The 15253-nt window shown below is 65.7% G+C and carries 7 protein-coding genes and 1 tRNA gene; 5 read left to right on the forward strand and 3 right to left on the reverse strand.

The window, feature by feature from the left end:
- Positions 1 to 53 precede the first annotated feature (53 nt).
- Complete coding sequence (locus ACTQWE_RS00650) at positions 54 to 908, forward strand: transketolase (protein ID WP_328804332.1); 855 nt, start codon at positions 54 to 56, stop codon at positions 906 to 908.
- Positions 908 to 1867 carry a transketolase family protein gene (locus ACTQWE_RS00655; RefSeq protein WP_441855065.1) on the forward strand — a complete coding sequence of 320 codons (960 nt, stop codon included), beginning with the start codon at positions 908 to 910 and terminating at the stop codon, positions 1865 to 1867. Before ACTQWE_RS00650 ends, ACTQWE_RS00655 begins: the two co-directional genes overlap by 1 nt.
- A gap of 116 nt (positions 1868 to 1983) precedes the next feature.
- Here ACTQWE_RS00655 and ACTQWE_RS00660 read toward each other — a convergent pair.
- A tRNA-Ser gene (locus tag ACTQWE_RS00660) sits at positions 1984 to 2073 on the reverse strand.
- Between the two features lie 59 nt (positions 2074 to 2132).
- Between ACTQWE_RS00660 and tadA the strand changes: the two genes are divergently transcribed.
- From tadA to ACTQWE_RS00675, 3 genes are all read left to right on the forward strand, one after another.
- The gene (gene tadA, locus ACTQWE_RS00665) at positions 2133 to 2690 is read left to right on the forward strand and encodes a tRNA adenosine(34) deaminase TadA (RefSeq protein ID WP_441855066.1); all 558 of its coding nucleotides are present in this window, start codon (positions 2133 to 2135) and stop codon (positions 2688 to 2690) included.
- An 86-nt stretch (positions 2691 to 2776) separates the two neighbouring features.
- On the forward strand, positions 2777 to 3757 hold the full coding sequence (locus ACTQWE_RS00670) for a threonine ammonia-lyase (RefSeq protein WP_441855068.1): 981 nt from the start codon (positions 2777 to 2779) through the stop codon (positions 3755 to 3757).
- Between the two features lie 225 nt (positions 3758 to 3982).
- The gene (locus tag ACTQWE_RS00675) at positions 3983 to 11668 is read left to right on the forward strand and encodes an InlB B-repeat-containing protein (RefSeq protein WP_441855070.1); all 7686 of its coding nucleotides are present in this window, start codon (positions 3983 to 3985) and stop codon (positions 11666 to 11668) included.
- A 438-nt stretch (positions 11669 to 12106) separates the two neighbouring features.
- On the opposite strand, the gene ACTQWE_RS00680 is transcribed toward ACTQWE_RS00675, so the two are convergent.
- Positions 12107 to 13450, reverse strand: coding sequence for a class I SAM-dependent rRNA methyltransferase (locus ACTQWE_RS00680; protein ID WP_441855072.1), 1344 nt, complete (start codon positions 13448 to 13450; stop codon positions 12107 to 12109).
- A gap of 99 nt (positions 13451 to 13549) precedes the next feature.
- Positions 13550 to 15223 (reverse strand): DEAD/DEAH box helicase, encoded by a 1674-nt coding sequence (locus tag ACTQWE_RS00685; RefSeq protein ID WP_441855073.1) that lies wholly within the window; start codon positions 15221 to 15223, stop codon positions 13550 to 13552.
- Positions 15224 to 15253 lie beyond the last annotated feature (30 nt).

A 15253-nucleotide genomic window follows, 5' to 3' on the forward strand; every position in this document is an offset into this window, starting at 1 on the left:
GCCAGGCACCCAGGGCGCCTGGCCGCTTTGTGAGAAGAGCAAAAGGAGTGAAAGTGGAAGAAAAGCAGTACAACGACATCAAGCTGCTTGCGGCCAAGGTGCGCCGCGACGTTGTCGCGATGCTCCAGCACCGCGGCTACGGCCACGTCGGCGGGTCCCTCTCGCTGGTCGAGGCCTACGCGGTCCTCTATGGCAAGCAGATGAAGTACGATCCCAAGAACCCGAAGTGGGAGGAGCGCGACCGCATCGTCCTGTCGAAGGGCCACGCCGGCCCTGTGGCGTACTCCACCCTCGCCGAGGTCGGCTTCTTCCCGACCGAGTGGCTGTACACCCTGAACGACGGCGGCACGAGGCTCCCGTCCCACACCGACCGACTGAAGACCCCGGGCATCGACGCGACCACGGGCTCGCTTGGCCAGGGCACCTCCGAGGCCGTGGGCATCGCGCTTGCGCTCGACAAGAAGGGCTCCGACGTCTACACGTACCTGTTCGTGGGCGACGGCGAGCTCAACGAGGGCCAGTGCTGGGAGTCCTTCCAGTTTGCCGCGGCGAACAAGCTGCACAATCTCATCGTGTTCATCGATGACAACAAGCGCCAGCTCGACGGCTGGACGAAGGACGTCATGAACCCGTTCGACATCGCCGAGAAGATGCGCGCGTTCGGCTTCAACACCCAGAAGGTCGATGGCCAGGACATCGTCGCCGTGGACGCGGCCATCACCGAGGCGAAGCAGAACAAGAAGTCCGCCAACTGCATCGTCCTCGACACCGTGAAAGGCGCGGGCATCCCGTACTTCGAGAACACCGAGTCCAACCACTCCATGAAGTGGAACAACGACGAGATCAACGCCGCGACCGACGAGGCGATCAAGAGGCTCAACGAGGAGATCGAAGGGGGTGAGGCGTAATGTTCAAGCTCGCAGAGGACTTCGGCGCCGCAGGCACCCCGTATCGCGACGCCTTCAACAACACCCTCATCGATGTCATCAAGAACGACGATAGGGTGTACATGCTCGAGGCCGACCTCGGCGGCGCCTCCGGCACGCTCAAGATCCAGAAGGAGTGCCCCGGCCACTTCGTCGAGATGGGCATCTCCGAGCAGGACATGATGGGCACCGCGGCGGGCATGAGCTCCGAGGGCCTGATTCCCTTCGTGCACACCTTTGGCCCGTTCGCGACGCGTCGCGCCTTCGACCAGGTCTACCTGTCCGGCGGCTATGCGCACAACACCATCAACATCTGGGGCTCCGACCCCGGCTTCACGGTGGGCGCAAACGGCGGCACCCACACCACCTGGGAGGACATGGCGCTCATGCGCACCATCCCCGGAGCCGTCGTGTGCGACGCGGCGGACCCCGTCCAGATGGCCTGGATCGTTCGCGAGTTCGCGAAGACCCCCGGCATCAACTACGTGCGTGCCGGCCGCAAGGCGTCGTACAAGGTGTACGCGGAGGGCTCGACGTTCGAGCTCGGCAAGGGCAACGTCATCAAGCAGGGCTCCGACGTGCTCGTCATCTCGCAGGGACAGCTGCTGAAGGACGCGATGGAGGCCGCGAAGTCCCTGGACGAGCAGGGCATCTCCACCGAGGTCGTCGACATGTTCTGCGTGAAGCCGCTCGACGTCGACCTGCTCCTGAGCGAGGCCGCCGGCAAGAGGGCAGTCGTCACGTTCGAGAACCACGGTGTCATTGGCGGCCTGGGCGACGCATGCGCGTCCGCGCTTATGGAGGCCGGCGTGTCCGTGCCGTTCAAGCGCCACGGCGTCGTCGAGAGCTTCGGCCAGGTTGGTACCATGGACTGGCTGCAGAAGGAGTTCAAGCTGACCGCAGCCGACCTCGAGCAGACCGTCAAGGCCCTTCTCGCCTAGGCGGGAGTTGGCACTGCGCCTGAGTGGCGCAAGGCATATGCAAGACAAGTCGGGGCGTCGTCCGATGTGGACGGCGCCCCGACTCAAGAGCCCGGCGGAGCCGGGCGGCGTGGCAATGGCGGAGGGAGAGGGATTCGAACCCTCGGTACGGGAACCCGCACGGCGGTTTTCAAGACCGCTGCATTCAACCACTCTGCCATCCCTCCGTGGTCAAGTGGATATATCCTAACGCATAAAGTTAGAAAACGTAAGCGAGGATGCGGTGGTGGACAAGAGGGACGCGACTCCCGCGGCAGAGGCCGCTACCCCGGACGAGGGCTTCATGCGGCTGGCGCTTGACGAGGCGCGCGCGGCTGCCGCGGAGGACGAGGTGCCCATTGGCGCGGTCGTCGTGTGCGACGGGCGCGTGGTGGCGCGCGCCCACAACCGACGCGAGCTGGACGAGGACCCCTCCGCGCACGCCGAGTTCAGGGCGATGGTGGACGCGTCGCGCGCACTGGGGCGCTGGCGCCTGACGGGCTGCACCGTGTACGTGACGCTGGAGCCGTGCCTCATGTGCGCCGGGCTCATGGTGAACGCGCGCGTGGACCGCTGCGTGTACGGCGCGCCGGACCCAAAGGGCGGCGCGCTGGGGACGCTTTACGACGTGAGCCACGACGCGCGGCTGAACCACGAGTTCCGGGTGACGCCCGGCGTGCTGCAGGGGGAGTGCGCGGCGGTGCTGCGCGAGTTCTTCCGCGCGAAGCGCGCCGCCCGCAAGGCCGCCGCGCGCCGTTCGGATGCCGGCGACGCGGGCCACGATGCGTCCATTGGCGAACAATAGACGCATTCCGCGGTACGAGAGGTTTCGTTCTTCTCGGATATCCGCTATCTTTCTTTTATCTTTGTGCATGCGACGAAGGGGTATGGATGAAAGAGTGGTTCGATGCGCAGGATGTTCGCGAGGCGCGCGAGAGGATCAGCCCGTGGGCGCGCGTGACGCCACTTGAGCAGTCCATCTACCTTGACTACGCGGACCGCAACTACCAGTTCAAGCTCGAGAGCCAGCAGCTGGGCAAGAGCTTCAAGATTCGCGGCGCGCTGAACACCATCTCGCAGCTGTCTGACTACGAGAAGCGCCACGGCGTGGGCACGGTCTCGACGGGAAACCACGGCGTGGCGGTGGCCATCGCGGCCCACGTGCTGGGCATTCCGGACTGCTCCGTGGTGGTGCCGCTGGGCACGCCGCACGCGAAGACGGACCGCATCCGGTTCTATGGTGCGCGCTCGATGATGCTGGGCGCGGACTACGACGACGCCCTGACGCTTGGCATCAACTACATCGACCGAGCAGAGATGTTCTATGTAGACCCGTTTGAGCACGACACGCGCGTGTATGCGGGCCAGGGCACCATCGGCCTCGAAATCATGGAGCAGAACCCGGACGTCGACACGATCGTGGTGCCCATTGGCGGCGGCGGGCTGTGCACGGGCATCGCCGTGGCCGCGAAGTCCGTCAACCCCAACGTGCGCATCGTGGGCGTACAGACGGAGGCCTGCCCCGCGATGGTGGACTCCATCCGCGACGGCGTGTGTTACAGCCGCTTCCCCACGGAGGGCGACACGGTGTGCGAGGCCATCGTGGGCGGCATCGGCGAGATCGCCTTCGACATGCTGCCGAGCCTGATAGACGACATCGTGGTGGTGAGCGAGAAGAGCATCCGCTCCGCGTTCAAGTTCATGATCGAGCGCGAGCAGCTCTCCGTCGAGGCGGGGAGCGCCATGGTGGTGGCCGCGGTGCGCGAGTTCCCGGAGCGCGTGGGCGGCAAGAACGTTGCCCTGGTGATCAGCGGCGGCAACCTGGACATCAACATTCTTACGAGCGTGCTTGCGGAGGACTTCGAGGAGTAGCGCCAGGTCGCGCGTGACAAGTCCCAAGACTTTGGGTTGCTGCAAACTGATGCCAGAAATGCGCTGGCATGGTCTGTCTTTCAGCAATCTCCATTAAATATGCATGCGCTTACCGAAAATTATCGGATGGCGCATACGTGGCTGTTCGAGACCGTGTAAAAGTGAACCTAGGCTGAAGTATTCGTCGTTCGCACTCGTTCGGCGACAGTTTGGGAGGGCGGTCTCATGTCTGGCAGAAGAGGGCATTACTTCAAGCGCTCAGAGGGTGGAGGATGGAGGCTTGCGCTCTCCATCCTGCTTTCTGTCTCGATGGTCACCTCGACGGTGCCCGTCTCGGCGCTGGCCGAGGCGGCGGACGAACTGCAGGAGTCTGCAGCGGCTACCGCCGTCGAGCCGGAGACCGATGCGGCGACCACGGAGTCCGAGGGCACCGTGCAGGAGGGGGCGACTGTGGCGGAGCCCGCGCAGTCGGCTCCGGCTGCAACTGAGACGCAGCAGCAGACGACGGCCACGGACGCGAGCGCGCAGGCCGAGCAGCCCACCGTGCAGGCGCAACCGACGGAGACGACCACCACGGAGACGTCCGCGGCGACGACCGAGCAGACTGCCGCCACTGACTCCGCGGACGCGTCCGGCCAGGCAGACGCCGCCGACGAGGCGTATCCGGAGGTCACGCTCACGGCCAATGCGGGAGCCACGCAGGTAACCGTGCACGCGGCGCAGGGCGTCCTGCCCAAGGGCGTGCAGCTCACCGCCAGCGAGGTAAGTCCCGACTCCGTCCGCGACGCCGTGTCCGACGCGGCCGAGGCGGCCGGTCGCGAGGTCGAGTCCCTCAAGGCGATCGACGTCAAACTCCTGGATGCCGACGGAAATCAGATCCAGCCCAACGGCGCCGTGGAGGTGAGCTTCTCCAACACCGGCGTGACCGGCGACAAGGTCGACGTGTACCACATGGACTCCGTCGGCGCGGAGCCCACCAAGATTGCGGGGGACGTCTCCGCCAACCCGACGGTCAGCGCCACGCACTTCTCCATCTATATCGTGACCGGCGAGAACGAGCCCGCCGTCGCGACCTACCAGTTCTACGGTGCCGATGGCAAGGTGATGAACGAGCAGAAGGTCAAGGACGGCGAGACCGTCTACGCGCCGGACTCCCCGTCGCTCACCGGGCACAAGTTCCTGGGCTGGACCCTCACCAAGGACGGCACGAGCGCGGACTTCCTGCCCGTGGGCACGGCGTCCACGACTGTGAAGGTCCCCGCGAGCGGGACCGTTGCCGTGTACCCCGTGTTCGAGGTGTCGCACACCGTCAGCTTCATGGATGACCAGGGACGCGTGAGCACCACGCGCACCTGCGGCACCGGCGAGACGGTGAGCGTCTCTGACGTCACCATCCCCCTGCCCTCCACCAAGGGCGTCACCGGCTGGTACACCTCCAAGGAGGCGGCGGACTCCCAGGACGCCAGCGCGAAGATCGAGTCATACACCTTCGAGAGCGACGACTCCGCGGACGTGACCCTCTGGCCCCACATCGAGGGTGGCAACTACGTGACGTTCGACTCGCAGGGTGGCACGTACGTGGCGCCCGAGTTCGCCATCAAGGGCACGACCGTGAGCAAGCCCACGGACCCGACCCGCAAGGGCTACACCTTCGAAGGGTGGACCACCAAGGAAGATGCCACCACGGCCAACTGGGACTGGGACACCAAGATTACCGAGGCGACCACGCTCTACGCCGTGTGGGCCCCTGCCAAGACCACCTACACGGTGGTCATCTGGAAGCAGTCGGTGAACGATTCCAAGGACGCCACCGACGCGAAGAAGACCTGGGACTTCGCCGAGGCCGCAACGCGCAACGCCACCACGGGCGATAGCGTCAGTCCGTCGAGTGCCGACAAGAACAAGAGCTGGACGGGCTTCTCGCTCAACACCAGCCTCACGGACAAGAACGTGACGGTCAAGGGTGACGGTACCACCGTCGTGAACGTGTACTACGACCGCGAGATGCGCACGATTCGGTACCGCGTTGACGGAAAGACCTACAAGACCATGACCGGTCTGTACGGGCAGACGCTCGCGCAGAACAATTACACGTGGCCGACCGAGTACGACTGGTACGACGACGAAGATACGCAAGTGACCTTCCTGGATGCCTTTCTGGATGCCAACGCCACGCTCGTCCTTCGTGGCAAGAAACCGCAGGGGGGACAATACACCATAAGCCACTACAAGCAGAACGTGGACGGCTCCTGGCCGTCGATGGCGACCAACTCCACGGAGAGTTCCGACGGCACGTGGTACTTCACCAACAAGTACAACGGGTTCACCATCAGCTCCTACCGGATCGGCATCGGTAGGTGGCATCCGGTGACTGCCGGCGATTCGGTATCCATTACGGGCAACCTGCAGGTTCGCTACAGCCGCAACTCCTATACGCTGTCCTTCTATAACTACAACACCACCTCGCGCGAGGAGAGCGTGAGGTACGGGGGCTCCCTTGCGAGCTATGCGAGCTACACGCCTGCCCGGCCGGACGGCGTCGACTCCGCGTACGAGTTCCAGGGCTGGTACAAGGACAGCGCCTGCACGCAGGCGTTCGACTTCTCGACCGAGACCATGCCCGCGGCCGGCCTCACGCTGTACGCCAAGTGGGCGCCTCCCACCAAGAAGGTCACCGCGCACCTCTCCATGAATACGGGCGGCACGGACGTAACCAGCTCCGACATTGACTATGGGACCACCATTTCTGCCGAGGACCTGCCCAGCGTCGTGACCTCCGACAGCAAGACCGTCTTCTCCGGCAACGCGTCCAAGGGCACCATCACCCTTCCTGCCGGCGCCGAGTGGGCCGGTTGGGCGACCTACCAGGACGGGCGGTTCGTCATGTACAACTTCGACACGCTCGTGCAGAGCGACGTCGAGCTCTACCCGTTCTGGATCACCACCGACGTCTACTCCGTCGTCTACGACGCCAACGGCGGCACCGGTTCCGTGACGGACCCCACCAAGTATGACCTGTACGCGGACGCCCGCGTGCTGTCCGCCGACGGCCTCACGGCCCCTGAGGGCAAGGTCTTCCTGGGGTGGAACACCGCCCAGGATGGCTCCGGCACCTCCGTGGGAGTCGGGACCAAGCTGCGCATCTCCGAATACACGGACGCGAACCACAATGTGACGCTGTACGCGCAGTGGGGCGAGAAGCCCAAGACCGCCTCGCTCACCTACGATGCCAACTATCCGGCGGATGCCGGCATGACGGCGGCTACCAAGACGGTCCTCGAGGATGTCGAGAACAACTACGGCGGCGGGACCACGGGCAGCAAGGCTGGTTCGCTCAAGGCTTCGAGTCTTGAGGGCGTGGGCTTCTCCGCTCCTGACGACTACTACTTCACGGGCTGGAACACCGCAGCCAATGGCTCCGGCATTGCCGTGGCGTCCGGCGACACGATCGGAATCGACAACCTGAGCGCGAACACGCTGTACGCCCAGTGGGCAAGGCGCGCCGTGGTGAAGGTTGTCATCAAGGGCAACTCCGACTCCAGGGCCTACACCGGGGTCGAGCAGCAGCTCTCTGGCTACACGACGACCATCACCGTGGATGGCAAGGCGCAGTCGCAGCTGCCCGATGGCCTGACGCTGAGCGTGACCGGCGATTCCGTCTCCGGAACCGACGCTGACACCTACCTGCAGGACATCAAGTACGAGCTCGGCGGCGAGAGCCAGGGCAAGTACAAGGTGAGCGTGACGGTGGAGAACGGCGGGCTCACCATTGAGCCTGCCAAGCTTACGGTTACTACGAAGGACGCCTCCAAGGCGTACGATGGCACGGCCCTGACCGCCGATGGTACGGTAACCGGCCTTGTTAACAACGAGACCGTCGGCCTCAAGGTGACCGGCACTCAGACGGAGGTCGGCACCTCCAAGAACACCTACAAGCTCACGTGGGCCGGCGACGGCAACGAGTACACCGCCAGGAGGTCCAACTACGCGCTCGAGGAGAGCGTGGGCACCCTCGAAGTCACCAAGAGCGACGTCGAGCACACCATCGCGGCCGGGAGCAAGACCTGGACCTACGACGGTACCGCGCACACGTACGCCAAGGCGACCTCGGACTTCGACGCGAGCCTGTTCGACGTGTCCGTTACGATGGCTGGCGGCAGCGGCATCAAGAATGCCGGCAGCACCGCGAACAAGATTGCCAGCTACAAGATCTCCCTCAAGGACGGGACCGACGTGACGGGCAACTTCACCAACGTGAAGACCACCGACGGCACGCTCACGGTGGAGAAGCGCAACGTCACGCTCGTCTCCGCGACGCAGGGCTGGACATACGACGGGCAGACGCATTCCGACCACACCGTGACGGTGAAGCCCGGCTCCGACGAGCCGGTAAAGGGCGAGACCATCGCGACCAACGTCACGGCCTCCATCAAGGATGCCGGGTCCGTCCCCAACACCTTCGCCGTGGATTGGGAGAGGAGCGCGGCCAAGGAGTCTAACTACAACGTGACGCTCGAGCCGGGCAAGCTGACCGTCGCCCCGGACGCCTCCGAGGTCACCATCTACGTTGCCGGCAGCACGGCCGAAAAGGTATACACGGGCAGCGAGCAGACCGTGACCGGCTGGTCCACCACCGGCTGGAGCAAGTCTGCGACCGACCCCATCGATCCGAGCATCACCGTCAGCCTCAAGGACGGACACAAGGCGGAGGCGAAGGGCACCAACGTGGGCGAGTACCCCATGGGCCTCACTGCAGATGACTTCTCTGCGACGAGCAGCAACTACAGCAACCTCAAGGTCGAGGTCACGGATGGCAAGCTGACGATCACCAAGGCGAGCTTCGCCGTCGAGGTGAAGGGCGAGTCCGCAAGGATAACGTATGACGGCAAGCCGCACGAGCTCACGGGCACCACGGTGACCGGCCTTCTCGACGGCCATACGCTGAGCGGCCTGCAGTACAAGGCATCCGGCACCGACGCTGGCACCTACCCCGGTGCGTTCACGGGCAGCGCGACGATCGCGGACGCCTCCGGCGTGGACCAGACGCAGAACTACAGTGTCACGACCACCCCTGGCCAGCTGACCATCGGTCAAGCTAACATCACGAACTCCAACCGCTTCACGGTCTCCGAGCCCAAGGACACCGTCTACAACGGGAAGACGCAGAGGCAGCCCATCACCGTTCATGACGCGGTGACTGGCGAGGACCTGCAGGAGGGCGTCGACTACGACCTCAGCTACACCGGCGACACAATCAACGTCACTGACAAGGGCGTCACTATCACCGTCACCGGCAAGGGCAACTACACCGGAACCGTGACCACCGACGACACGCATGACCTCACTTACCTCATCACGAAGGCGACCCTGACCGTGACCACGGATTCCGCGCAGAAGGAGTACGACGGCACGGCGCTGACCGCGGGCGGAAGCTACTCCGGCCTCGTGAACGGCGAGACGATCGGCTTCGAAGTCACCGGCTCCCAGACCATCCCGGGCAGCACCCCCAACGGCTACAGGATCACGTGGGGTACCGCCGTCAGCCCCCTCGGGCTTGACGCCATCTCCTACACGGCGCTCCAGCAGAACTACAACGTCGTGGAGAACGTGGGAACCCTCAAGGTGACCAAGCGCACCACGAAGCTCGGCATCACCGCTGCCAGCGACAGCAAGGTGTACGACGGAACGCCGCTCGAGAGCGATGCGTACGACGTGACGGGCAAGCCCGACGCGCTCACCGTCACCGCCACCGTGGCCGGCATCCAGACCGACGCGGGCACTTCCGCGAACAAGGTCGAGAGCTACAAGGTGACCGACGCCGCCGGCCACGACGTGAGCACCTACTTTGCCGATGGCGCAATTGTCACCACCGGCGGCACGCTCACGGTCAGGCCGCGCCAGATAACCATTACTTCCAAGAGTGGAATCTGGACGTACGACCAGAAGGCGCACGAGCTGCACGAGGTCGAGGTAACCAGCACCGTGCCTGAGGGCGAGGAGGGCTTCGTCGCGGGCGACGGCGCCACCTACGAGTTCACCGGCCAGCAGACCGAGGCGGGCAGCAGCTACAACAGATTCACCTACAAACTCAACGAGGGCACGAAGGCCTCCAACTACGTGATTACCACCAAGCTGGGCACGCTCACCGTGACAAAGGCCGCTTCTGTCACCATCAAGGTGACGGGCAACTCGAAGAAGGTCACCTACGACGGAACCGAACAGTCGGTTGACGGCTACACGAGCAACGCGGACGAGGTCGACAAGACCATCACCGTCGACCTCGCGAAGGGCAGCACGGCAGAGGCGAAGGGCACTCTGGTTGGCACCTACCAAATGAACCTCAAGCCGAGCGACTTCGTCGCCACCAGCCCCAACTACGAGAAGGTCAACGTCGAGGTGGCGGACGGCACGCTCACAATCGAGCACGCCAGCATCCCGCTCACCATCACCGGCGAGTCCGGGTCCTACGTCTACGACGGGACGCCGAAGAGCGTTACCGGCATCACCTACGACGGCCTGCTCAAGGGCCACAAGGTCACCGGCCTGACCTACTCCGCCGCCGGTACCGACGCCAAGACCTATGACGGCACCTTCGACAGGACCGGCATGAAGGTCCTGGACGAGAACGGCAACGACGTGACCGAGAACTACGTTCCCAAGTTCGCGCCTGGCAAGCTGGTCATCACCCCTGCCGACATCTCCACCACCGACTTCGTCGTGAGCTATCCCACCGACGTGACGTACAACGGTCTGTCCCAGCTCCAGCCCGTGACAGTCACCGATGCGCGCAACGGCAACGTGCTCACGTCCGGCAGCGTCCTCGCGCCCGAGTCCACCGGTGACTACACCCTCGCCTACGTTGGCGAGACCACCCACGTGACTGGCAAGGACATCGTCATCACGGTCAAGGGTACCGGCAACTACACCGGTACCGTCACCAGGATCTACCAGATCAAGCCGGCGACGCTCACGGTCAAGACGCTCGACGCCACCAAGGAGTACGACGGCGCCCCGCTCACCAAGACCGATGGAGCCACTCATGACGCCGTCAACGGCGAGACCCTCACCATCAACGTGACGGGCACGCTCACCGACGTCAACGAGAAGGGTGTCCCCAACACCGCCGAGGTCGTCTGGGACGGCACCGCGCTCCCGACCGACTACGAGGTCAACTATGACCTCGGCAAGCTCACGGTGACCCCGACCGGCGCCCTGGTCACCATCAGCGCCAAGAGCGCGGAGCGCGTGTACGACGGCACCCCGCTCACCGAGGGCGGCTACGACGTCACGATGGAGGAGGTCGACCCCGAACTCTTCACCGTCACTGCGACCGTCAGCGGTTCGCAGACCAACGCCGGCACGAGCGAGAACGTGATCGATGCTGAGAGCGTTCACATCATGAGGGGCGACCAGGACGTCACCGCCTGGTTCACCAACATCGCCATCGTGAACGGCACCCTTACGCTGACGCCGGCCCCGCTGACCGTCACCACGGACTCCGCCAGCAAGACCTACGACGGCCAGCCGCTCACCGCGGGTGGCAAGCTCGAGGGCCTTGTCGGCGACGAGACGGCCACGCTGCGACTCACCGGTAGCCAGACCGAGCCCGGTACCTCCGATAACACGTACCAGATCGTGTGGGACGGCACGGCGCTCGAGGGCAACTACAAGGTCACGAGCGAGAAGATCGGCACCCTCAAGGTGACCGAGGCGCCCGCAACGCCCGAGCCCGCCAAGCCGGCAGCCACCACCCCGGCCACCCCGGCAAAGAAGGAGACTCCCAAGAGTGCTGCCATGCCCAAGACGGGCGATCCCTACAGCGCGACCGCTCCGATGGTCGCCGCCATCGTCGGCCTTGGCATGGTCGCGACTGGTCTCACCTACAGGCGTCGTCGCAGTCACAGGGGATAGTCGCCAAGGACGGTTCGTAGTCCTCGCAGCGAGCTGACAGGACCCGGTCCCACTCAAGTGGGACCGGGTCCCTCTCTTGGCGGGCGTGGCTAAGGTGCGCTCTTTCTGGAGCGTTTTCCCTGCATGTAGCGCTCGAACTTCATTACCTCGTCGGGGGAGAAGCCGTAGCGGTCTGACTTCTCGCCCATCCACCGGTAGAGGGGCGAGAGGAAGGCGATTCAGTAGTTCAGGACGGGCCAAGCGAGCGCGAGAACGACCTTGACCCACGTGTAGGGAGAGAGGCCACCGGTCGCGTAAGGTAGGAAATGCTGATGGGCATGAGCCCGAACACCGCGGTGACGAGGTCGGGGTTGTGCCAGGTGCGCATCTTGAGGTTCACCCGGAGGCAGTGGTACTGCGCGGGCGGGCGGCGCGGCAGGGGTAGGCGTAGGTGAGTTCCTACACGATTTGGAAGATGAAGAAGTCGAGGTAGTGCGTCTGCGGCACGCCCCACAGGATGGGGTGGTCCGGCGCCTGCTGGCGCTCCTCAACCTGCTTGAGCTGCACGTTTGCCTGGTGGGCGGCCTCGGCGATCGCCTTGGCCAGAAGGTCGCGTGTCATGAAGTGGCTGCAGCTGCACGTGGCTAGGTAGCCGCCGCGCGGCAGCAGGCGCATGGCCTCGTAGTTGATCTCCCGGTAGCCGTGGCTTGCGTTGCGCACGGTCGAGCGGCTCTTGGTGAACGCGGGCGGGTCGAGCACGATGAGGTCGAACGGGCCGCCCTCTTGGCGCAGCGCCTGTCGGTCCTGGCGTAGGCGCGGCAGGTACTCGAGCACGTTTGCGCAGGTGAACCCCATGCGCTCGCTGCCGTCGGGCGCAAGCTCCAGGTTGTTTGCCCGGGCGTTCTGGCGTGCGAGGTCGATGGCGGTCTGGCTTACGTCCACGCAGCGCACGAACTGCGCACCGCCGGCCGCCGCGTTCAGGCCGAACGGGCCTACGTGGCAGAAGCAGTCGAGCACGCGCCTGCCGGCCGCGATGTTGCGCACGGCGCGACGGTTGTACTTCTGATCCAGGAAGAACCCGGTCTTCTGGCTGTTCTCGATGTCCAGGTCGAAGAGGATGCCGTTCTCGCGCGCGAGCACGCGGGCGCTGTCCGGTACGGCGAGCCGTGGCACGCCAAGCCCCTCTGCCACGGCGCCGGGCGCCGCGAAGTCGTAGAAGCCCTTGTGGAGCGGCAGGCCCTCCTTCGTGCGGGCGGGGGAGTCGTTCCTCTCGTAGACGCCGCGGATGGCGACGCCGTCCGCCTGCAGCACCTGCACCAGCAGCGGGTAGATGGTGGGACGCAAGAGCTGCATGCCCACGGTTCCCACCTGCGACACCAGCACGTCCTCGTAGCGGTCAACGATGAGCCCGGGGAACCCGTCCGCCTCGCTAAAGATCACGCGGCAGCAGTTGGTGTCCGGCTCGCAGCCGGGCAGCGCGAGCGAGCCCATGGCGACCTTGCGGTGCTCCCACGCCCACTCGATCTTGCGCCGCCAGAACGACGCGTCGAAGCGGTCGTTCGCGTTTCTGCTCACCACGCGCACGCGGATCTTGCTCTGCTGCGAGATGAGGCCGGTTCCCTGGTAGGTGCCGTTCTCCTCAACCACGTCCACCACGTCCCCGTTGGCGACGTCGCGCCCGTCCGAGGGCGCGGGCTCGACGCGCAGCACTTCTCCCTCAAACACCCAGGGGTGGCCGCCCTTGAGCGAGCGGGCCGCCTTGGCCGTGACGACTACCTGGGGATACGGGCGAAGCTGCCTCATGTGACGGGCCTTCCTGTGGTTGGGTGGCTATGGAGCGCGCCGCCGCGGCGGATGCTGGCTGCGGCGGCGCGACGAGCGGTGCTGCGGGCGGAGTGCCGCCTAGTAGTGACGGCCGTAGCGGCCGCCCTGGATGCCGCGGCCGCGTGCGCGCGAGCCGTTGAACAGGCTGCGCGTGGGCTTGGCCGTACCGCGTCCGGGGTTGGGGACGATGCGCGCGGAATCGTACTCGAAGCCGTCGAGGTCCCACACGGGCACGAGCTTCTTCGTGAAGTACTCGATCTCGCGCAGGGGGCTGATCTCGTCCGGCGCCACGAACGTGAACGCGAGGCCCTCGTGCCCGGCACGGCCCGTGCGGCCGATGCGGTGCACGTAGTCCTCCGGGTCCATGGGCACGTCGAAGTTCACCACGGCGTCGATCCCGGATATGTCGATGCCGCGGCTCATGACGTCGGTCGCTACGAGCACCTGCACCTCCGCGGAGCGGAAGCGCGCAAGGGCCCGCTCGCGCTCGCCCTGGTTGCGACCGGAGTGCATGAGGTCGCACTTGAAGCCGCCGCGGCGGAGCATCTGCGCAACCTCGTCCACGCGGGTCTTCGTGCGGCAGAACACCAGCACGCGCTCCGGCGAGTAGCGCCTAAGCAGCGCCTCGAGCAGCTGCAGCTTCTGGCCCTGCGTGACGGGGCACAGGTGCTCCTCCACCGTGTCGGCCGTCTGTCCCACGCGCGCGATCTCGACCGTGGCCGGGTCCTTGAGCATGGCGTCCACGGTGCCCTTGATGGAGGGCGGGATCGTGGCCGAGAAGAGCAGGGTCTGCCGCTCGCGGGGCAGTGCGGCGACGATGCGCCTGACGCTGGGCCAGAAGCCCATGTCGAGCATGCGGTCCGCCTCGTCCAGCACGAGGACCTTCACGTCGGCAAGGCTCAGGTGGCCGTGCTCCATGAGGTCGAGCAGACGCCCGGGCGTGGCGACCAGAAGGTCGCAGCCGGCCTCGAGCCTGCGGATCTGGCGGTCGAGCTTCGTGCCGCCCATCACGACGACGGCCGTCTGGCCCGTCTGCTCGCACACGACGGAGACGACGTCCTCTATCTGCTGCGCAAGCTCGCGCGTGGGGGTGACCACCAGCGCGAACGGACCAAACGGGTGCGCGTTGGGGTTTGGCGCGAGGTTTGCGCCGCCCTTGCGGCCGCGCTTGCGCGAGCGGCGGCGCCCGTGGCCGTCCGCCTTGCGGTCGTCCCGGGGCTTGCGGTCCTCCGTCGCCTTGCGGCCGGCGGGCGACTTCGCGCCGCGTCCCGCGCACGCCTTTGGCTTGCCTGCGCCTAGCTCGCGCGCGCCGTCCGCATCGCGCGCGCCGTCCTGCGACGCGGCTTCGGGCTTGGCCGCCGCCTTGTGGTGGCGACGACGCGGCCGGCGGACGGGGCGGATGTTGCCGTCCGCGTCCACCTTGGCAGAGACGGAGGCGCTGCCATCGGGCGCGTCGTCCGCAAGCACGTCGGGGCCGTCCGCCGCGTTTCCAGCGTCCGCCGCGTCCTCGTTCGCAAGGCGCTCCTGCTCCCTGCGCGCTTCACGAGAGTACGGCTCGATGAGCTGCAGGATCGGCAGCGCGAACGCCGCCGTCTTGCCCGTGCCCGTCTGCGCGGACGCAATGACGTCGCGGCCGGCAAGAACCAGCGGAATCGCCTGCTCCTGCACGGGTGTTGGTGTGGTGAAGCCCAGGGCGTCGATACCCCGGAGGATGTGCTCGTCTAGCCCGAGCTCGGCAAATGACTTGTTCATGCACCCTAGTATCCACCAACTGGGCGAATC

This window comes from Parafannyhessea sp. LCP19S3_B1, assembly GCF_052121955.1.
Taxonomy (GTDB): Bacteria; Actinomycetota; Coriobacteriia; order Coriobacteriales; family Atopobiaceae; genus Parafannyhessea.

Bases quoted from the DNA above. Each gene is read 5' to 3' on its own strand.
- ACTQWE_RS00685 (WP_441855073.1), bottom strand. From the start codon at position 15,223: ATGAACAAGTCATTTGCCGAGCTCGGGCTAGACGAGCACATCCTCCGG.
- ACTQWE_RS00675 (WP_441855070.1), top strand. From the start codon at position 3,983: ATGTCTGGCAGAAGAGGGCATTACTTCAAGCGCTCAGAGGGTGGAGGA.
- ACTQWE_RS00680 (WP_441855072.1), bottom strand. From the start codon at position 13,450: ATGAGGCAGCTTCGCCCGTATCCCCAGGTAGTCGTCACGGCCAAGGCG.
- ACTQWE_RS00655 (WP_441855065.1), top strand. From the start codon at position 908: ATGTTCAAGCTCGCAGAGGACTTCGGCGCCGCAGGCACCCCGTATCGC.
- ACTQWE_RS00670 (WP_441855068.1), top strand. From the start codon at position 2,777: ATGAAAGAGTGGTTCGATGCGCAGGATGTTCGCGAGGCGCGCGAGAGG.